Below are 20,515 nucleotides of genomic sequence, written 5' to 3'. Positions count from 1 at the left end.
CATGGCACACTTGAAAAAAACGACTCAACTGAGAAAGCTGATACAATCCGGGCGCACCGAATTCCTGATGGAGGCGCACAGCGGCCTGTCCGCCAAAATAGCGGAGCAGGCGGGGTTCAAGGGGCTTTGGGCGAGCGGACTGTCCATCGCGGCGTCGCTTGGCGTGCGCGACGCAAACGAAGCCTCCTGGACGCAGGTGCTGGAAATTGTGGAATTCATGAATGACGCCGTGAATATCCCCGTCCTCCAGGACGCCGACACCGGCTACGGCAATTTCAACAATGTCCGCCGGCTGGTCAGCAAGATGGAGCAGCGCGGTATCGCCGGCCTGTGTATAGAAGACAAGATTTTCCCAAAAAACAACTCCTTCGTGGACTGCGACGCCACCCATCTGGCGGGCGTGGAAGAGTTTTGCGGCAAAATAAAAGCCGCCAAGGACACCCAGCGCGACGCCGACTTCGTTGTCGTCGCCAGAACCGAGGCATTCGTCATGGGAAGGGGCCTTGACGAGGCGCTGCGCCGGGCGGACGCTTACCGCCTGGCTGGCGCGGACGCGATTCTGGTCCACAGCAAGCGCCAGGACGCCGGGGAAATAGCGGAATTTTCCAAATGCTGGGGCAAACGGCATCCGGTGATTATAGTCCCCACGAAATACTGGCGCACGCCGCCGGAGGAATTCGCCGCAATGGACATCAGCGCGGTGATATGGGCCAACCATCTGATGCGCGCCTCGGTAGCGGCGATGCGCAAGGCGGCGCAGCGCATATTCAGCGACAATTCCGTGGCCGCGCTGGAAGGGGAAATAGCGCCGCTGGACGAGATTTTCGCGCTTCAGAACGCAGCCGAGCTGATGGAAGCCGAGGATAAATACTTCCCGCGCGGCATGGCCGGCGCGCGCAAATCCTGCGGTGTCAGGCCCATCACGCAGAAATGCTGCTCGCGGGAGCGCGCGAAATGACGGGGCCTGCCCCCGCGCGCAACGCCGTGCGCGGCGTCCCGCCGGTTTGCGCGGATTTTGAAAAGGTCCGCGCCCGCTTTGGCGCGGCGGCTGACATCCTTAACACTTTCTCTTCCTGGAAACTGGTGGAGGCGCGCGATTCCATGGCCGTGGCCATGCTCAACCCGGAACTGGACGCCAAAACCTGCCTTTTCGGTTATATAGATTTTCCCGACGATATGGCCGCCGCGCGCGGGCTTTTTCCCGGCATAGAGGCGGCTGCGCGCGAGTTCGGCGCCTGCGCCGTTGACGGGCCGGTCAATTATTCCACCGGCATGGGCTACAAATGGAAAATCTCCGGCTGGCAGCACGGGCAAATCCCGCCGGAGCCGGACAATCCGCCGCATATGCCGCGTATCGCGGCGGAACTGGGCTGGCGCATCCGCCAGCGCTATTTCAGCGACCTGATAGCGCTGAACCCGGAGAGGTACGGCCAGCATTTGGACAACTGCCTCTGGCGCGGCTACAGGTTTGAACGTTTTTTCGGGCAGCAGTGGCGCGGTGCGCTGGAGGCGATGTTTGAGCTGACCAAAGCCTCCTTCGCGCATGTCCCGTATTACGCCCCGCTGCGGCGCGATTATTTCCGCGACGTGTATCTGTCGTTTTTAAGCGAAACGGAGCCTGTGGCGGACGTCTGCCTCCGGGGGAGCGAGGCCTGCGGCTTCATACTGCACTACCGGAATCCGCGAAACCCAAAGCAGTGGGTGGTTCCGCTGGTCGCCGTGGCCGAAAATCACCGCCGCAGGGGAATAGGCTCGGCGCTGGCCTATTGCGCGCATTCCGCCGCGCGCGACGCGGGGGCGCAATTCTGCGTGCATCACCATATGCACGAATCCAGCCTGTTCCGCAACTTCACGGGCAGGAATATGACAATAGCGGAATATGCCGTTTTCGGCAGGGATTTGACATGAGCGCCGGCCTTGACCCAGCCGGATTTGGCCGCGAGCTTAAGCGACGCGGCTGTTTTTTATTCACCGGAGTGCCCTGCTCCTCGCTGGGCGGGCTTATAAATTCCGCCATAAACGGCGGCGATTACCTGATTTCCTCCAACGAGGGCGACGCCGCCGCGCTGTGCGCGGGCCTGCATCTGGGCGGCAGGCTGGGCATTGTGCTGATGCAGAATTCCGGACTGACGAATGCGGCCTCGCCGCTGTCGTCGCTGCATCATATTTTCCGCATACCGCTGCTGGCCTTCATAAGCCTGCGCGGCGAGCCGGGCGTAAAAGACGAGCCGCAGCACCGCCTCATGGGCCGCATCACCGGGAAAATGCTGGATTTGCTGCAAGTGCGCCATGCCCTGCTTTCGCCAAATTCCGCCAGGGCGCGCACGCAGCTTGAGACGGCTTTCCGCCATATCGCGCGCGGCGGGAGTTTCGCGTTCATAGTGCGGGACGGCGTTTTCAACTCCGCGCCGCTTTCGCCGACGCCGCGCCCGCAGGCGCGGCGGCGCGCCGCGATAACCGGCGCATATTCGCAAGCTCCCAGCCGGCTGGACGCGCTGCGCGCAATAGCCGGAACCGCCGGAGGGGATACCGCCATTCTTGCCGCGACGGGCAAAACCGGCAGAGAGCTTTGCGAGCTTGGCGATTTGGCGCGTAATTTTTACATGGTTGGTTCCATGGGCTGCCTGTCCTCGCTGGCTTTGGGCGTTGCGCTGGCGCGCCCCGGGCGCAGAATAATAGCGGTGGACGGCGACGGCGCGCTTCTGATGCGGCTTGGCGCGCTGGCCTCTGTCGCCCGCGCCGCGCCGCCGAACCTGTTGCATATCGTGCTGGACAACGGGACCTGCGATTCCACCGGCGGCCAGCCCACATTGTCGGATTCCGCCGATATAGCGGGCGCGGCGGCGGCGCTGGGCTATCCGCGCGTCCGCCGTTGCGGCGGAATCGCCGATTTGAAGCGGCAATTGGCGCGCTGGCGGGGCAAAGGCGGGCTTGAATTTGTGCATCTGCCCGTCGCGCCCGGCTCCAAACATCCGCTGGGCAGGCCGGCAATCCCGCCGGAGAAGCTGAAAGAGCGTTTTATGGAATTTTTGAATGGCTAAAATTCTTTTTCTGCAAAGCGGGCTTAACGAGAGCATGGCGGCGATGCAGCTTTCCGCCGTGCTTAAATCCGCCGGGCACCGTTGCGAAGCCGCCATAGCTTCTCCCGCGCCCCCGCTGGAGGAGATTGCGCGCTTTCAGCCGGACATAATCGGCATGACGGTGATGACGCCGCAGCGCGCCTGGGCCGCCAGCGCCGCGCGCGCGCTGAAAGCGGCGGGCGTGAAAGCGCTGCTGGCCGCCGGAGGCCCGCATCCGACATTCTTCCCGGAATATCTGGAGCAGACCGATTTTGACCTTGTAAACATCGGCGAGGGTGAAGGCTCCCTGCTTGAACTGGCCGACAAGCTTTCCGCCGGGCAGGACTGGCGCGGAATACGCAATATCCACTGTAAGGACGGCGGCGCGGTCGTCAAAAACCCGCTACGCCCGCTGGCCGACATCAACGCGCTGCCCGACCCCGACCGCGAAATTTATTTCCGCTTCCCGCAATATCTCAAGCAGGGCGGCTATTACGCATACACCTCCAAGGGCTGCCCGTTCTCTTGCAAATTCTGTTTCATCCCGCAATTCAAGCAGGTGTACCGGGAAGACCCTTTGCGCTCAAGGCTCCGCCTGAAATCGGTTGACCGCTGCATGGCGGAGCTTGCCTCCATGCGCGAGAAAATGCCGGTGAAGTTCATCACTTTTCTGGACAGCACGTTTAACGGCGACAAGGCCTGGACGCTGGAATTCCTGGGCCGCTACGGCAGGGAAATACGCATTCCGTTCACCATCAACCTGCGGGCGGAACTGGCGGACGAGGCCGTGGTTTCCGCAATAGCTGCGACAGGCTGCTGCGACCATATCCGCCTGGGCGTGGAAACCGGCGACCAGGAACTGCGCCGCAATCTGCTAGGCAAGCAGACCACGGACGCCGCGCTGCTGGAGCTTGCGCGCCTGCTCAAAAAGCACAAAATCAAATTCCTGACTTACAACATGTTCGGCCTGCCGGGGGAGACCTTGGAGCAGGCCGCCAAAACCGTGGAGCTTAACCTGAAAATGCGGCCCGATTTCTTCGTGCCGCTGGTGTTTCAGGCGCTGCCGGGGCTGGAGATTACAAAAGAAGCCGCAGCCGCCGGTTACATAGACGAGGCCGGGCTTGCAAAGCCGGACTCCGGCGTCAACGAAATGCTGGAAAGCCGGCTGCGCCAGCCGGATATTGTCCCGGCGCTTAACCTGTGCAAGCTTTCTATAATATCAGTCCGGCTGCCCCGGCTTGCGCCGCTTGTGAGGCGGCTGGCGAAGCTGCCGCGCAACCCCGTCTTTGACGCGCTGTTTGTGCTTCTGTTTTCGGCCCAGGCAAGGCGGATGTACAGGCTCAGTCTTGCCGGAGCCGTGGGCTTCATGCTGGATTATTTCTCGCTGCGGAGCCGCAAATGATACGCCGCTGGATTTCGTTCCTGCGCGAAAGATGCCTTTTTTTCACCGCTTTCGTCCTGTGGGGCTGCGCGCTGGACGCGCTGGTGCAGCGCGCCCACGGGCTGAGCCCGAAATACTCAATGGCGACGGTGATGGTGGTCGTCTGCGCGCAGCTTATGGGCGCGGCGATACGCGCGCGCGACGAAATCAAGGACTTTGAGTCCGACAAGCGTTTTTATCCGGACAGGCCGCTTGTCTCCGGGCGGATTTCGGAGCGCGAGCTTGCGCTGCTGGAGCGCGTTTTAATCGGCGCGATGCTGGCCCTGAACCTGCTCTGGCCGCTTGCGCCGGCCTACATGGCAGTCGTGGCCGCATATCTCGTCCTGATGGCGAAATGGTTTTTTATGCCGGGGCTGATTTCGGGCAACAGGCTGCTTGCCCTGGCGACGCACAGCCCTGTAAATCTGCTTTTCAATATCTACGCAATGGCTTTTCTGGCGCGTTACCACGGGCTGGGAGCATGGGGGGGGAAAGAGCTTTTCATCGCCTCCTGGATGATGATGCCGGTTTACGCCATAGAATTCGCGCGCAAAACCTTCGCGCCCCGGCAGGAGCGGGAAGGGCTTGATTCATATTCTTCCATAATGGGGCCGCGCGCGGCGGCTGCGGCGGCGCTGGCTCTGGGTATCGGGCATTGCGCCCTGCTGGCGATTTTCGCCGGCTGGCTGGGAATTCCGGCTTATGCGGCAATCGGAGCGGCGCTGTTTGCGGCGGGTTTTGCAGCCGCCTGCGCGCGCTTCCTGCTGCGACCTGAAACCGGCAACTTGAACATGACGGTCTGGTCCGTCCGCTACAGGCTGGCGGTGTGCGGGCTGCTGGCATTGTCGGGGCTTGCATGAAAAAAGTGATGCTTATATCTCCCCGGATGGCGGGAGAGGCGGGCGGCGTAAACCGGCTTCAGCCGGGGCTGGGGCTGGGTTATATCGCCGCCATGCTGGAGCAGGAGGGATTCTCCGTCCGCGTTTTTGACGCCGCGCTGGCGGGGGAGTCAAAAGACGGCTTTCTCGGCTGCTCCGACGGCGAAGCGGCGGCGGCGATAGCGGATTTCGGTCCGGATTTTGTGGGGATAACAATTCCGTTTTCCAGCGCGGCGCGGGACGCCTATGCGCTGGCGAAAATTTCAAAAACCGCCGCGCCGCGCGCGCCGGTCATACTGGGCGGCGCGCACTCAAGCGGCGTGCTGCTGGATTATTCCGCCGGTTTTGGCCGGGGCGCGCTGGAAATGGCGGCCTCCGGCGCGGATTATGCGATGTGCGGCGAATGCGACGCCGCCTTCGGCCAGCTTTTGGGCGCTCTCTCATCCGGCGCGGACGCGGCCTCCGTCCCCGGCGCGGCGGCAATGCGCGGGGGGGAACTGCGGCTTTCGGGCAAGCGTCCGGCGGCGGACATAAACTCGCTGCCGGAGCCGGCCCGGCATCTGATGGATATGGAAGGCTATTTCCGGCACGGAAAATTCCACTCCTCCAAATCCACGGGAAGGCGGGTGCTTAACGTAATCACCTCGCGCGGCTGCCCGGAAAACTGCTTTTTCTGCTCCACGCCCTCGGTGTGGGGGCGGCGGCTGCGGCTCAGAAACCCAGCCTCCGTCCTGGCGGAGATTTCCGGCGCGGTTTCGCGCTACAATATAGAGGAAATACAGTTTGAAGACGATTCCCTCACCGCCAGCGCGGAGCATATAAACCAACTCTGCTCCGGGCTTGAGCGGCTGGGCCTGCCCTGGTGCACGCCCAACGGGATACGCGCCGATTATCAGGCCAAAGACCGCAAGGCGCTTTTTTCGCGCATGAAGCGGGCCGGCTGCTATCAGATAACGCTGGCCTGCGAATCCGGTTCGCAGCGCGTGCTGGACGGGATTATAGGCAAACGGCTGCGCGCGGAGGAATTCCGCCCCGCCATAGACGCCGCCAAAGAAGCGGGTTTGTTCGTGCATACCTTCTGGATGGCGGGTTTTCCCGGAGAAACGCGCGCGGAGATGGAGCTTACCGCAAAAACCGCCGCCGAAAGCGGGGCGGACAGCTTTTCGCTTGCCATAGCCGCGCCGCTGCCCGGCACGCCGCTTTACCGCATGGCGGAGGCGCAAAACCTCTGGTGGCCGGGGATTGACACGCGGCGGGCGGGCAATTACCGCCGCTCCGCCATAAGGGCGGACGGGTTTTCCGGCCCGGAGGAATTTGAGCTCTGGGCGGACGGGCTTAACGCCGAACTGAACCTGAACGCCCGCCGGCAGGACCCGCAGCGCGCCAAGCGTCGCGCCGCCATGGTTTATGACGCGAAACTGGCGCAAAGCGCGGTGAAACAGACATGACAACAATGACTGACATCAGGCTGGGAGAGTTTTTCGCGGAGAAGGATTTTTCGCGCGCGCTGGCCGGCGGCAAGGCGCATAATCTGGCCCGGCTGGAGGGCTGCGGCGTCCGCGTCCCGAAATGGACGGCGGTTACAGCCGAAGGTTTTGAACGGTTGCCCGGCGGCGCGAAATACGCGCCGGACATGCGGCAGCGCCGCCAATTCGCGGCGGACGCGCGGCAAAAGCTGGGAATGTGCCGCCTTGTCGCGGTGCGTTCCTCGGCGGCGGACGAGGATTCGGCGCAGCACTCCTTCGCCGGGCAGCTGGACAGCTTCCTGTTCCAGCCGGTGGACGACAATCTGCTTGAAACCGTACTTCGCTGCCACCGCTCCGCCTTCGGGGAGCGCGCCGCGGCCTACCGCCGCGCGCGGGAACTGCGCGGGAAAACGCGGGCCGCCGTCATCATTCAGGAGATGGTGGCGGCGGATGTCTCCGGCGTGGCGTTCACCGCGAATCCGCTTACCGGCGACCCGGAGACAATGCTTGTCAGCGCGGTCTACGGGATGGGGGAGGGGCTGGTCTCCGGCGCGCTGGACGCGGACTTGTGGACGCTGGACGGGGAAGGCAATATACTCTCCGAAACGATATGCGACAAGCGCGAAAAATTGGTTTTCAACGAGGAATTCGGGCGCGGGCTTGTGAAAATCAACGTGGACGAAAATCTGCGCCTGCGCCCCGCGCTTGGCAAAAAGCAACTGGCCGAGCTGGCGCGGGCCTGCCGGGAAATTGAAAAGACAGCCGGCGGCTTTGTCCCGCAGGATATTGAATTCTGCTTCAGGGGCGATGAGCTTTTCATACTGCAAACCCGGACGATAGCGGCTTTCTCCGGCCTGCGCAAAGAACCGCGTCATGCGCTTTTTGACAATTCCAATGTGGTGGAAAGCTATGCCGGGGTGGTAAAACCGCTGACATTCTCTTTTATAAGCGAAAGTTTCCGGGCCACATATTCCGGCGTGCTGGAGCGGCTGGGATTCTCGCGCGGTTTCCTTGAGGCCAATGCCGCGCTGCTGGAAAACATGCTGGGCACGTCCGGCGGCAGGGTTTATTACAATCTGCTCAACTGGTATGCGTATTTAAGCCTCATTCCCGGCCCCGAAAGCACCATAGCCGACCATAACCGCATGATAGGCGCGCAGGATTGCGGCGGCGGCTTCGCGCTGCGCCGCGCGACCCGCACGGAGGAGATGCGCGCCGGGCTGCTGCTGCGCTGGAAAATCCTGACGGCGCGGCGGGGCGCGGAAAAATTCGCCGCAAATTTCCATAAACAGAACGCGCGCTGGCTTAAAAGCGATTTTGCGGGGATGGGCAATGGCGAGCTGCTCGCCGCCTACCGCGAAGTTTTCAGCAACTGTTCCGCCCGCTGGGACGCGGAGATTATAAACGCCATAGGCGTGCTGCGCTGCAGCGGGGAACTGCGGCGGCTGCTTGCCGCGCTGGGGCCGGAATGTCTTGCGCTTTACAGCGATTTGCTGGGGGGCGGCGGCTCCATAGCCAGCCTGCGCCCCGCGCTGGAAATGGCGGCCATTGCCGGTAAAATACGCGGCAACCCGCAATGGCGGGAACTGTTCGCCTCAAAATCGCCCTTGGAACTGCGCGTGGAAATACTGGAAACCGGCAAATGGCCGGAGCTGCGGAAACGGTTTTCCGCCTTCCTTGAGGAATACGGCTGCCGCTGCATGAACGAGCTCAAGCTTGAGGAAGACACCCTGCGCGAGAACCCGGATTTTCTCTTTGAGACGGTTAAAGCCTATGCGGCAAAGCCGCCGGATATTCTGGGCAAATCGCTGGACGCACAGGCAAAGACCCGCGCAAAGGCGGAGGCCGCCGTGTTCGCGCGCGCAGGGTTTTTCGGCGGGTTGCGGCTGCGCCTTGCGCTGCGCCGGACGCGCTATCATGTTTACGCGCGGGAGGAACTGCGCTTCCTGCGCGGCAAGTATTTCGGCATTGTCCGGCGGCTGGTTAACTCCGCCGGGCGCAACCTGCACGCGGACGGGGTTATAGACAACCCTGCGGACATATTCTTTCTCAAGATTGCGGAGATATTTGAACTGGCCGAGGGCCGCTCGCCGGACCTGCGCCATGTCAAGCGGCTGATAGCGCTGCGAAAAGAGGAACATGAGGAGCATCTGAAGCAGCAGCCGCCCGGACGGTTTTACGCCTATGGCGACGTGTGCGCATTGCGCTTTGCGCCGCTGCGCGCCGCCGCAACCGGCGGCGCGGACGGCGTTTTGCGCGGAACCCCCTGCGGCCCCGGCAGCGCGAAGGGAACCGCGCGGGTCGCGCTTTCCGGCGCGGACGCGCGCGGCTTAAACGGCGAAATACTGGTGGCCGAACGCACCGACCCCGGCTGGATACCGCTTTTCCCTTCCATATCCGCGCTGGTGGTGGAAAAGGGCAGCGTGTTGTCCCACTCCGCCGTGGTGGCGCGGGAAATGGGCATACCGGCAGTGGTGGGCGTGGCGGAGGCGGCTAAAAAAATATCCTCCGGCCAGACGGTTGAGGTTGACGGCAATGCGGGAACGGTGAAAATATGCGGATGAAAGCCGTCATCATGGCGGCGGGAAGGGGAACGCGGCTTCATCCCCTGACGCGCAAAAAACCCAAATGCCTGCTGGAAACGGGCGGGCAGACTCTGCTGGGCCGTTCGCTGAAAATCCTGCGCGGCTGCGGCATAAAAGACATCGGAATTATAGTGGGCTTTGAAAAAGAGCAGATAATCGCGCGGCACGGCAGGGGCTGCCGCATTATCGTCAACCCGTTTTATCCGCTGTGCAATAATATGGGCTCGCTGTGGTTCGCGCGGGATTTTGCGGGCGGCGGGCCGTTTGCCGCGCTGCACGCCGATTTGGTTTACGAGCCGGAAATCCTGACTGGCGCGCTGCGCGGCTGCCGGGCCGGCGAGGCGGCCTGCCTTGCGGTGGATTTCGGCCCCGTTGACGCGGAGGCGATGAAGGCGCGCGTCAGCGTCCGCGGGCTGCTGCTGGACGGAGGCAAGGACATCGCAAAACCGGATGGCGAATGGACCGGCATATCGCTTGTGCGGGACAGCCGGGGTTTTTTCAAGGCGATTGAGGACGAGCTTATGTCCGGCGGGCACGGCAGCTACGACATGGCTGCCTATCTGCGCCTTGCGCGCGCGGGCGGGAAAGTGCGCTGCGTTCCCACCGGCGGGCTGTGCTGGAAAGAGATAGATTTTGCCGATGATTACAGAGTCGCGCGGGAGCTGTTCAAATGAGCTTCATTTTTCATAATCCCGTCCGCATTGAATTCGGCTGCGAGGCCGGTCCCGCGCTGGAGCGGCTGGCAGGAAACCGCGCCGCCGCTATAATCACCTGCCGCTCGCTTGCGGATTCGGCGGCGGTTAAAAAACTTGCGGCGGGCAACCGCAGGGTATTCGCGGTATCCGGCGGGGCGGATGTTTTTGAGCTGGAAAAACTTTACGGGGCTGTCCACTCGCAGCCTGTGGAAGTCATAATCGCTATCGGCGGCGGCAGCGCGATTGACGCGGCAAAAATACTCTCCGCCCCGCCGGAAGGCGGCGCGGCGGCGGCATTCGCGCGCCAGCGCGCGCTCTGGCTGGAAGGCAAGCCGTTTTCCGCGCGCAGGCTGCCGGTTCTGGCCGCGCCGGCCACGGCGGGCAGCGGCAGCGACGTAACGCCGTGGGCGGTGGTATGGGACAAGGCGGCGGGGCGCAAATACTCGCTGGAATCGCAGAGTTTATGGCCGCAGGCCTCGGTCTGCGACCCGGAGCTTGCGCTTTCAATGCCGAGGGACGCGGCGCTGCATTCCGGGCTGGACGCGCTGGCGCATGCGCTTGAGGCTTTGTGGTCTAAAAACGCGAATCCGGTTTCGGATACGCTGGCCTTTGCCGCCGCAAAAGGCGCGCTGGAATCCCTGCCGGCCGCGTTGCGGGAGCCGCCCGGTATTGAGCCGCGGACGCAAATGATGCTGGCTGCGCTGCGCGCGGGGCTGGCATTTTCAAACACCAGAACCGGCATGGCGCATGCGCTTTCGTATTATCTGACGCTCAAACGCGGCGTTCCTCACGGGCTGGCCTGCGGGGTGATGCTGCCGCTTGTGGCGGGGGCGGCTGAAGACAAGGACAAAATCGCGGAATTCGGCGCGGAAAAACTCTCGCAATTCACCGCGCGGCTTGGCGTTCCTTCATTGCGGGATTTGGGCGTCTCGCGCTCCGACCTGGCGGATATGCGGCGTTGCGGCGCGGAAAGCGGGCGCGGACAGAACAGCGCAATCAATGAAACCCGATTGTGGGAACTGGTAGATGAGCAATTATAGCGCAGTCATAACCGGCACGGGCCGCGCCTTGGGCGAACGGAGAATCACCAACGATACGGTCGCCCGCGAATGCGGAATTTCCATGGCGGAACTGGAAACCGCCAACAAAGACGGCTACACCGTCCGCTGGCGCGCGGGGGAAAACGTCTTCACTTCAACGCTCATGGCAGAGGCGGCAAAAAACGCGCTGCTCCGCGCCTCGGTGAAACCGGAAGACGTGGATTTGCTGATTTGCGCCACCAACACGCCGGATTTCACCGCGCCGCCAACCTCCGCGCGCGTCCAGCACGAGGCCGGGCTGCGCAATGCCGGTTTTTTTGACCTCAACAGCACCTGCGCCGGTTTTGCGATGGCGCTGGCCGCCGCTTCCGCCATGCTCAGGCGCGACGGCGGAATGCGCCATGCGCTGGTTGCCGGCGGCAATATATACTCCCGCTTTCTTGCGCCGGACGATGTTGCGGGCCGGCTGCTGTTCAGCGACAGCGCGGGGGCCGTTCTGTTATCGGCTTCGCCGGAAAAGGGGCGCGGGATTTGCGCCTCGGTCATGCGCGGCGACGGGCGGCACTGGCGCCGCTGGGGTATTTTCGCCGGAGGCGGCTGGAAAGGGTTTTCGCCGGAGACGCTGGCGCGGGGATACCAGTATGTGAAAACCGTGGAGCCTTACGAGAAGGGCATAAACGTCAGGAACTGGCCCCTCGCGGCGCGGGATGTCATTGAAAAAGCGGGCTGGAGGCCGGAAGAGGTGGAACTGGGGTTTTTCAACCAGTCGCGCCGCAGAAATATAGAGGCGGTGTGCGCCGGATTCGGCTGGCCGCTTTCCGTCTCGCACGATACGATACACAAGTACGGCTACTGCGGCTCCGGCTGCGTGCCGGTGGCCATGGACGACGCGCGCGAAAACGGGCTGCTAAAACCGGGGAGGAAAACGATTATACTGACTTCCGGCACGGGATACGCGATAAGCGCGGCGGCGCTGATTTTATGATTATAACCGGAACCGGGCGGGCTTTCGGCGAAACCAGGCTTTCCAACGAAGATATCGCCCGCGAATGCGGAGCGGAGCCGTCCTCCCCGGTATTTGAGGCGGCGGAGGAAAACGGCTTTGCCGTCCGCTGGCGCGCGGACGCGGATACCTGCGTTTCCACTCTGATGGCGCGCGCGGCAAAAAAAGCCATAGCCTCCGCCGGACTTGCGCCGGAAGACATAGGCCTGCTGATTTGCGTTACCGACACGCCGGATTTCGTCTCGCCGCCTACGGCGGCGCGTGTGCAGAGCGAGACCGGCGCGCACAACGCGGGGTTTTTTGACCTCAACTGCTCCTGCTCCGGCTTTGTCTCGGCACTGGTTGCCGCGGACAGCCTTATGTGCTGCGACCAAAGCCTGCGCCATGTGCTGATTGCCGGGGGAAACCTCTACTCCCGCGCGCTTGCGCCGGACGATGTGCTGAGCCGGCTGATGTTCAGCGACAGCGCGGGGGCGGTGGTTCTCTCCTCCGGGGGGGAGGGGCGCGGGCTTTGCGGGTTTTCCATATGCGGCGACGGCAGCCACTGGTGGCGCTGGGGCATTTTCGCCGGGGGAAGCTGGAAGGGATTCTCGCCGGAAACGCTGGCGCAGGGGTTCCAGCATCTGAAAACGGTGGAGCCGTACAAAAGCGACATAAACCTCAAAAACTGGCCGCTGGTCGCCGGAAAGGCTTTGCGGAAAGCCGGCTGGGACGCAAAAGACGTGGAACTGGCGTTTCTGACCCAGTCCCGGCGCAAGAACATAGAAACTTTGTGCAGGCGCCTGGGCTGGCCGGATGAAATATCGCATGACACCGCCGGCAGCTACGGTTACTGCGGCTCCGGCTGCATCCCGATAGCGCTGGACGACGCGCGTGAAAAAGGCAGGCTCCGGGCCGGGCGGAAATTGCTTATTCTCGCATCCGGCGTGGGCTACGGCTGCGCGGCGGCGGCTTTCACATGGTGATAGGCATCTGGAACCCCGCCAATGCGCTGACGCTGGCTGGCTGCGCGCTGGCGGCATTGTCGGCTTTTTTCACGCTGGCCAATCGGCCCTCGGCGGCGGTAATATGCCTGCTATGGTCCGGCGTCTGCGACCTCTACGACGGCACAATCGCCAAGGCCCGCGCGCGCACGGATTTTGAGAAGTCTTTCGGTTTTCATCTGGACAGCATTGTGGACATGGCCGCCTTCGGCCTTGCGCCTGCGGTATTGCTGCGCGGCTTCTGGCTGCAGGCCCCGGCGGACGCCGCGCTGCTTGCGGGCTATTGCATCTGCGCGGCGGCGCGGCTGGCTTATTTCAACGCGCTGGCTGCCTCCGGCGGAGGGGAGGGGTATCGCGGGCTGCCGGTTACATTCGCGGCATGGATTTTCCCGGCGGCGCTGCTGGCGCGGCTATTTATGCCGGCAACCGCTTTTATATGGTGGCTGCGCGCCGCAACGGCGGCTGCGGCGTTTTTGTTCATACTGGATTTCCATATCCCGAGGCTCTCGCAGCGCGCCAGGGCGGTTCTGGCGGCGGTGGCTGCCCTGCTGACGATTGTATGGCTGTAAATCCACGCATACCGCTTTTTGACCGCGCCTCCGGCAAGATGACGGAGGAAACCGTTTTCAAGGGCAATTTCCTGCTGTTCCATTACGGCCACTGGTTCGGGCGGCTGCTGACATGGCTGCTCTACAGCCGGATTTACTATTCAAAAATTTACGGGTTTTTCCAGCGGACCAAATCCAGCCGGGCCGGGATAGAGGCTTTCATCAAAACCTACGGCGTCCGCGCAGACGAGGCGGAAAAGCCGCCGGACCAGTACCGCGATTTCAACGAGTTTTTCACGCGCAGGCTAAAGCCGGGGCTGCGCCCCGTGGACCAAAATCCCGCCGCGCTGATAGCGCCCTGCGACGGGCGGCTGCTGGCCTACCGGCTGGACGGGGATACCGCCGTTCCGGTAAAGGGGCGCGCCATTTCCGTGCGCGCGCTGCTGGGGGACAATACGCTTGCCGGCAAATATCAGGGCGGGCTGTGCCTGGTGTTCCGGCTGGCGCCGGCGGACTATCACCGCTTCTGCTATGTAGACAACGGGTGGCACGGCCCCGTCCGCAGGCTGGGCGGCAGGCTGCATTCGGTGCATCCGTTGTGCCTCTCAAGCGGCGCGCCCGTCTTTGAGGTGAATTACCGCGAACTGTGCGTGCTGGAAACCGAAAATTTCGGCGACGTCGTCCATATTGATGTCGGCGCGATGCGGGTGGGGAAAATATGCCAGTCAAAGCCGGAGGGCGGCTCCTTTTCAAGGGGCGAGGAAAAAGGATATTTTGAATTCGGCGCGTCAACCGTAATACTGGTTCTGGCAGCAGGTATGGCGGAAGTTGACGCGGATATAGCGTTGCGCTCCCGCGAGGGCATAGAAACACTGGTGAAAATGGGGGAGAAAACGGGCTATAGACTTGCTCCCGGATAAGTTGATTTTACTGTCTGGGAAAACCGGCATTGTTATAGGCTAGACAGGCTCAACGACTTTTAACCACGAAACACACGAACCACACGAAACACTGCGGGCGCAAAAAAAGAAAAACACCGGCTCAGGCCATTTGCAACGTTTTGCCTGCCGTTGTCGTTTGCAAGCCCGGAAATCGCAGTTGATAGCGAGAACCGAGACGAAAAAGGGCGAAGCAGATTCGGCACAAAAAAGTGCGAGCAGGCCCGCAGGCCTGTAAACACTTTTTTGTGCCGGAGATGCGAAGCCATTTTTCGTCGAATTCCGCTACTCAACTGCGATTTCCGGGCAAGCACACCACAGCTTTTCAAAAAACGGGTGTGTCGTAGCGACCGTATGGGTCCTTTGGCCCCTGAAAAAATGAAGAATCCCTGCTAGACTACTGCGTGAAGACAAAAAATCGGTTGGCGGGACAAGGAGGCGGTGAGGTATGAATAAGCTGATGTCATGTTTCGCGGCAATCATAATGGTCTGCGGCAGCGCGTTCGCCGGGCTGGAAAGCGACAAGGCGGGCAGCGGCCTTAAATTCAGGGAATCGGCGGGCAGTTCCAGGTTCTCGTCGCGCTCAGGCGGCGGAAGCGGCGGCGTTTACATAGGGGGAGGCTCCTCCTCGCGCTCAAAATCGGCCAGACGGTTCAGCGCGTCCGAGATATCCCGCTCCCGCACCGGCAGCAAAAAGCTGGCGATGGAAGTGCCGGCTCTTGCTAAAACGCAGCAGGCGTCTGCCAGCTCCGCATCCAATGAGTCGGGCGGCAAGCCGTCCATTTTCTCAAGGGCGGGGGCGGCTGTGCGCAACCTCGCTTCAAAAGCGGCCAAAGCCGCGACCAGCCCCACGGGAAAGAAAGTCCTGCTGGGAGCCGCATTAGCCGCAGCCGCCGCGGTGGGGGGATACGGAGCTATTAAGCTGCAAGGGAAACTGGCGGCAGGCGCAGCGGCGGCCAAGGAACTTAGCAAAGCGCGTACAACAATTGCCCAGCAATCGAGCCAAATTGCCGAGCAATCGGGGCAAATCAGCAAGCTTGCCAAATGGATAGACAAGGTAGTGAATGAAGACCTTACGCGCATAGCAGCCAGGAAAGTTGCCGATAGCGCTGCGATTGACAAAGCTTTGAAACAGGTTTCGGCTGTCGCATCCAAGTATTAAGACGGACGAATAGATGTCGGCACACTGTCCAAGCAAATGCGGTTGTATCGTCCTGTGCCGAATGGAGAGCGCGATTATGGAAAAGTTGACAGCATGTTTTCTGGCGGGAATGATGATATGCGGCAGCGCGTTCGCCGGGCTGGAAAGCGACAAGGCGGGCAGCGGCCTTAAGTTCAGAGAATCTGCGGGCAATTCCAGGTTTTCGTCGCGCTCAGGCGACGGAAGCGGCGGCGTTTACATGGGGGGAGGCTCCTCCTCGCGCTCAAAATCGGCCAGACGGTTCAGCGCGGCGGCGATAGCCCGTTCCCGCACCGGCAGCAAAAAGATGGCGATGGCTGTTCCGGCTTTGAAATCCGCCAGCAGCGAGAGTAACGGTAAAAGAAAGTTCTCTCTCAGCAGTCTGAATCCTATCGGCAAAGCCCATGCGGCTGATAGCAGTGGTGTGGCGGGAGCGTCCAATGAGGCAGCTTCACGCAACAAGAGCATAATAGGCAAGGCTACGCGCGTAATGGACAAAGCCATGGACAAACTTACTGAGATGGGGAGAAAACACCCCAAAACTATGATAGCCGCGGGGTTAGCTCTCTCAGCGGTGGGTGTAGTAGGCGCAGGTGTCGCCGGATATGTGGCCGCAGCTGGCGCCCTCGGACTAAGTTTCCCCACCGGAAGTGCCGTCAGTGGTGCGATGCTGGCTTCGGTGCCGAGCCTTATTGCGGGTGGTCCCATGCTGGCAGCCGGTGTAGAAGGAAGGAACTTCTCTAAGCCATGGGGCGCCGAAGGCCTGCCTCGCATATATGGCCGCAACTAGCGCCTTCGGACTAAGTGTCCCCAGTCTCTGGGATGATGCTGGCTGCGCCGCCAAGCCTTCTTGTGGGTTCTAACGTGCTGGCAGCCGGTGTAGAGGAACGCATCCAAGCCATGGCGCTGGCAGCCATAGTCGGCGATTCAGCATCCCGAGTTTTAAATATCGCGGCGGAATGAGGCGGGGCTGTGGAAAATACCGGCGCCGTTTCATCCCGCCGCTATTTTACGAGGCGGCAGCCGGTCAAATTCAAAGCCTGCCGACAAGCTCGCGCAACAGCTCGTCAACGGAGCCGTAGCGCTTGCTGCGGTCCGCATCCAGGCATTTGGCGATGACGGCGTCTATGTCGCGCGGCAGCTCCGGCGCTATTTCCGACGGCGGCGAGAAAACCATCTTTTCCTTCTGCAGATAGAAATTGGGGCCGCGGAAAGGCAGGTCGCCGGTGAGCATCTCGTACATCATCACGCCGAGGCTGTATATGTCGGAGCGCACATCGCAGGAGCCAAGTTCCTGTTCCGGCGACATGTAGGCCAGCGTGCCCGTGGAGGCGCCGGTAAGCCGCATGATAGTGTCCTTGGCGGTGCGGGCTATGCCGAAATCGGTTATCTTGACCAGTCCGTCTTTTGCCAGCATTATGTTGGAGGGTTTGAGGTCGCGGTGTATCACGTTGTGATTGTGCGCGTAGGAAAGGCCGTTGCACACCTGCTCCACTATGCGCAGCGCCTCGTTATAGCGCATCCCGGAAGGCGAACTCTCCAGCACCTGCTGAAGCGACTGGCCGTCTATGTACTCAAAGAGGATATAGGCCATCTCCTCATGCTCTATAATTTCGTAGACCACCACTATGTTCGGGTGGCTTAGCTGTGCGGCCATGCGCGCTTCGTTGAGAAACTTGTCGGATTCCTTGCCGGAGATGTAAAGCTCCTCCCTCATCCGTTTCAGCGCGGCCTTGCGGTTAAGCGTCTTGTCAAACACGCTGTAGACTATGCCCATGCCGCCCCGGCCTATTTCCTTTATAAGCTCCATCTTGCCGCCCTTTAGCAGGGCGACGCGGCGGGTGTCCTCGTCCGCGTTGCGTTTTTTGCCGGAACGCGGGGCGGCTTCCGGCTTTGCCTCTGCGGCTGGCTGCGGCGGGGCGGCGGCCTCCGGAAGGGCGGCCTCCTCCCGAACGGGCGGCCTGGTTAAACGTATGCCCTGCTCGGCCAGCTTGTCGCGCAGCGCGGGATAGCGGGTTACGACATCCTTGAAATCCAATCCTTTTGCGGCGAACTGCTTGTATATCTCCAGCGCGCGCAGCGGCTTGCCCTGCCGCTCGGCATATTCGGCAAGGCTGTAGTAAAATTCAGGCAAAACGCCGGCGTCTTTTTCGGGAGGAAGCGAGGTGGCCATTTCCTCGGCCAAATCATACATATCCAGTTTGGAATAAAGCTGCACGCACAGCGCGTATTCGCTGTCGCCCCATGTTCCGCGCCCGCCGGAGGAAAGCGCCTTCAAAGCGGCGGCGGGCTTGTCCGCGTCAAAGAGAGCCTGCGCCAGTTCGGCCCGCGCGGCGGGGGGGATAAGCTCCAGGCGGATATTATCCAGACTGTCCAGCGTCTTGCATGCGGCAACAAGGGTTTCAGCATCGCCCTGCGCCAGCGCGCCGTGCTTGCCGGACAGAAATTCCAGAACCTTTGCCGTATTTTCATTTTTGCCGGAGGAAGCAAACGCCGAGGCCGCCGCGGAATAAACCGCCTGCGCGCATTTTTCGGATTCCAGCAATTTCAGCAGCTCGCCTTCTTTGCCCAGCGCCACCAGCGTCGAAACCGCGCCCTTTGCAGCCTCCGCCGGAATATCGGCGCACAAAACCTGTTTTCGCAGCAAAACGGCGGCGGCATCGTCTTTTTTGCCGTATGCGGCAAGCTGCGCGCCGTAGGCCGCCGCGCCGGCGGGAGATATGGGTTCCTTGTCTATGGCGGCGGGTGAAGGGGAGGAGGCGTATAGTTTGAGCGTCTCTTCCTCGCTTATAAGGGCCGGGATATACGGTTCCGAATAGCCAGCCCTGAATTTGGAAAACATCAGCCACGCCGCGCCCATATTGCCGGCGGCAAGCAGTTTTCTGGAGAAAGCGCAGCAATACTTCGCCGGAAGCGCGTCTTTCTCAAGCGAATCCCAAACGGAATTTTTGTCAAAAAGCCCGAACAGCGTTTCCTCCGCTATTTCGGCCGGGTCGCCGCCGGAGGCGGCATATTCCCGCCAGGCCTTCAATGCGGCCCCGGCCTTGCCTGAAGCAAGCAGCTTCTGAATTTTATCGCCGGAGGCGGCTTTATCCGGCGCGGCCTTTTTCCTGCGCCGCAGCAGCGCGAAAATCGCGGCCCCCAGCGCCAGAAGCAGGCCTCCCGCAGCCTCGCCCGCCAAAGTGTAGCCCTTGCGCACCATTCTGTCGGCGCGGTTGAAACCGTCGCGCGCCTCGGCGCTTTCCTTTATGGAAAGGGCCTGGCGGAACTGCTCGCGCGCGGCGGAATTGGATTTAAGCTCCAGCGCGGAAAAAGTCAGCAGCCGGTTTCCCTCGTCTATGTTTTTGCGGGAGGGGTCCGGCTCCTCGGTTTTTTTCGGCTGAGGCGCGGCGGCAGCCGGGGCGGGAGGCTGATGCGCCAGCTGTGCCGGCGTTGGAACCTGCCAGACGCGCACCGTCTTGTCCTCCCCGCCGGAGACGAGGTATCTGCCGTCCGGCGAGAATGCCAGCGCGCCCACGGCGGCTTCATGACCGGGCAATGTAAGCGCGGGCTTGAAATCCCCCGCCAGCCAGAGGGTTACGATTTTACCCTCCCCGGCAGAGGCCAGATATTTCCCGTCGGGCGAAAACGCCAGCGCGGCGACTGGTTTGCCGTCCCCGGGCATGGAGGCGGCAAGAGTCAAATCCGGCATCGCCCAGACCCTGACGGAGCCGTCCCTGCCCGCGGTGGCCAGGTATTTCCCGTCCGGAGAAAACGCCGCGGCCCACACATAATCCGGCTGCGCGGCGGCGGACTTGACCAGTTTGAATGTGCGCCCGTCGTAGAGGCGCAGCGCGCCGTCCTCGCCGCCTGCGGCCAGCAGCTGCGAATCCGGGGAGAAGGCGATGCAGAACGGCTTTGCCGTCTCGGTAATAACGTTCACAGGCCTGAAAATTATGCTGCGGAAAACGCGCACGGTCCCGTCCATTCCGGCGGAGGCCAGATATTTCCCGTCCGGCGAGAAAGCCGCCGCCAGAACAGACTTGGTATGCGCCTTTACCGTAACGGCGGCATCCATTATATCGGTGCGCCAGATGACGACGCTGTTGTCCCGCGCGGCGGAAGCCAGATATTTCCCGTTGGGCGAAAAAGACAGGGAGGTAACCGGTTTTGTGTGCCTGCGCAGGGCCTTCAACTGCGAAAAAGACGCCGCGTCCCAGATGATGACAGCGCTGTCCTGTCCGGCGGAGGCCAGATATTTCCCGTCGCTGGAGAAAGCGACGGCCCAGACCCCGCCGGCATGGCCGGAAAGGGTTTTGAAAGGCGCTTCCTGCGCGGCGAACGCGGAACAGGAATACAAAAGCGCCCCCGCCATCAGGGCGAGAGCCCTGCCGGATTTCAGCAGCGGTTTGACCGGCGCGATTACACGCATCATCTCACTTTAATTATAGCAACAATTGCGCGCGCTTTTCGCAACGGCCCGGACAGCGCAGTGGGAGCGCAATTTTGCTTTTTTGGTATAACTCCTTTGCATTGTATATTCCATGAGAAAATCGGGACTGTTAACAGGTGTGTTCAGATGGCATCTTGTCGGCATTTTGCACACTAAGGAATAGCATTTTCTAATTGAATAATGAGCCTGAAATCTCTCGTCGTGGCTCCGTCGGGATATTTTTTGCCATGCCTCCCGTTTTGATTGATTTTACCGTGTCTTTTTCCTCCGCTTCGCGCAGAATTCTGT

Annotated in this window: 16 protein-coding genes; 15 read left to right on the top strand and 1 reads right to left on the bottom strand. The window is 61.6% G+C overall.

The features are described from left to right. The first annotated feature begins 1 nt into the window (after position 1). From aepX to WC421_05280, 15 genes are all read left to right on the top strand, one after another. On the top strand, positions 2 to 958 hold the full coding sequence (gene aepX, locus WC421_05350) for a phosphoenolpyruvate mutase (GenBank protein ID MFA5161651.1): 957 nt from the start codon (positions 2 to 4) through the stop codon (positions 956 to 958). Beyond that, entirely contained in the window at positions 931 to 1,908 is a 978-nt protein-coding gene (locus tag WC421_05345; protein MFA5161650.1) for a GNAT family N-acetyltransferase, read from the top strand. Before aepX ends, WC421_05345 begins: the two co-directional genes overlap by 28 nt. Next, positions 1,905 to 3,041, top strand: coding sequence for a phosphonopyruvate decarboxylase (aepY, locus tag WC421_05340; GenBank protein MFA5161649.1), 1,137 nt, complete (start codon positions 1,905 to 1,907; stop codon positions 3,039 to 3,041). Before WC421_05345 ends, aepY begins: the two co-directional genes overlap by 4 nt. Next, positions 3,034 to 4,461 carry a radical SAM protein gene (locus WC421_05335; protein ID MFA5161648.1) on the top strand — a complete coding sequence of 476 codons (1,428 nt, stop codon included), beginning with the start codon at positions 3,034 to 3,036 and terminating at the stop codon, positions 4,459 to 4,461. Before aepY ends, WC421_05335 begins: the two co-directional genes overlap by 8 nt. Beyond that, the gene (locus WC421_05330) at positions 4,458 to 5,339 is read left to right on the top strand and encodes a UbiA family prenyltransferase (GenBank protein MFA5161647.1); all 882 of its coding nucleotides are present in this window, start codon (positions 4,458 to 4,460) and stop codon (positions 5,337 to 5,339) included. The genes WC421_05335 and WC421_05330 overlap by 4 nt, the downstream gene beginning before the upstream one ends. Continuing rightward, positions 5,336 to 6,805 carry a radical SAM protein gene (locus tag WC421_05325; GenBank protein ID MFA5161646.1) on the top strand — a complete coding sequence of 490 codons (1,470 nt, stop codon included), beginning with the start codon at positions 5,336 to 5,338 and terminating at the stop codon, positions 6,803 to 6,805. The genes WC421_05330 and WC421_05325 overlap by 4 nt, the downstream gene beginning before the upstream one ends. After that, a complete protein-coding gene (locus WC421_05320) occupies positions 6,802 to 9,387 on the top strand; it encodes a PEP/pyruvate-binding domain-containing protein (protein ID MFA5161645.1) in 2,586 nt (861 codons plus the stop codon). Before WC421_05325 ends, WC421_05320 begins: the two co-directional genes overlap by 4 nt. Beyond that, complete coding sequence (locus tag WC421_05315) at positions 9,384 to 10,082, top strand: phosphocholine cytidylyltransferase family protein (GenBank protein MFA5161644.1); 699 nt, start codon at positions 9,384 to 9,386, stop codon at positions 10,080 to 10,082. The genes WC421_05320 and WC421_05315 overlap by 4 nt, the downstream gene beginning before the upstream one ends. After that, positions 10,079 to 11,143: an iron-containing alcohol dehydrogenase gene (locus WC421_05310; GenBank protein ID MFA5161643.1), complete on the top strand. Its 1,065-nt coding sequence runs from the start codon at positions 10,079 to 10,081 to the stop codon at positions 11,141 to 11,143. The genes WC421_05315 and WC421_05310 overlap by 4 nt, the downstream gene beginning before the upstream one ends. Continuing rightward, on the top strand, positions 11,130 to 12,128 hold the full coding sequence (locus WC421_05305; GenBank protein ID MFA5161642.1) for a 3-oxoacyl-[acyl-carrier-protein] synthase III C-terminal domain-containing protein: 999 nt from the start codon (positions 11,130 to 11,132) through the stop codon (positions 12,126 to 12,128). Before WC421_05310 ends, WC421_05305 begins: the two co-directional genes overlap by 14 nt. Next, entirely contained in the window at positions 12,125 to 13,111 is a 987-nt protein-coding gene (locus WC421_05300; protein ID MFA5161641.1) for a ketoacyl-ACP synthase III, read from the top strand. Before WC421_05305 ends, WC421_05300 begins: the two co-directional genes overlap by 4 nt. Beyond that, a complete protein-coding gene (locus WC421_05295; GenBank protein MFA5161640.1) occupies positions 13,105 to 13,698 on the top strand; it encodes a CDP-alcohol phosphatidyltransferase family protein in 594 nt (197 codons plus the stop codon). The genes WC421_05300 and WC421_05295 overlap by 7 nt, the downstream gene beginning before the upstream one ends. Next, positions 13,689 to 14,597 carry an archaetidylserine decarboxylase gene (asd, locus tag WC421_05290; protein MFA5161639.1) on the top strand — a complete coding sequence of 303 codons (909 nt, stop codon included), beginning with the start codon at positions 13,689 to 13,691 and terminating at the stop codon, positions 14,595 to 14,597. The genes WC421_05295 and asd overlap by 10 nt, the downstream gene beginning before the upstream one ends. Positions 14,598 to 15,063: 466 nt before the next feature. Then, positions 15,064 to 15,777, top strand: coding sequence for a hypothetical protein (locus tag WC421_05285; GenBank protein ID MFA5161638.1), 714 nt, complete (start codon positions 15,064 to 15,066; stop codon positions 15,775 to 15,777). Between the two features lie 76 nt (positions 15,778 to 15,853). After that, the gene (locus WC421_05280; protein ID MFA5161637.1) at positions 15,854 to 16,585 is read left to right on the top strand and encodes a hypothetical protein; all 732 of its coding nucleotides are present in this window, start codon (positions 15,854 to 15,856) and stop codon (positions 16,583 to 16,585) included. A gap of 243 nt (positions 16,586 to 16,828) precedes the next feature. Here WC421_05280 and WC421_05275 read toward each other — a convergent pair whose 3' ends face one another. Next, positions 16,829 to 20,209 carry a protein kinase gene (locus tag WC421_05275; GenBank protein ID MFA5161636.1) on the bottom strand — a complete coding sequence of 1,127 codons (3,381 nt, stop codon included), beginning with the start codon at positions 20,207 to 20,209 and terminating at the stop codon, positions 16,829 to 16,831. Positions 20,210 to 20,515: the final 306 nt, after the last annotated feature.

The sequence above is a fragment of the Elusimicrobiales bacterium genome (genome assembly GCA_041651175.1).
Taxonomy (GTDB): domain Bacteria; phylum Elusimicrobiota; class Elusimicrobia; order Elusimicrobiales; family Elusimicrobiaceae; genus JAQTYB01.
Note: the sequence above shows the minus strand (reverse complement) of the source record. Positions and strands in the feature narration are given on the sequence as shown.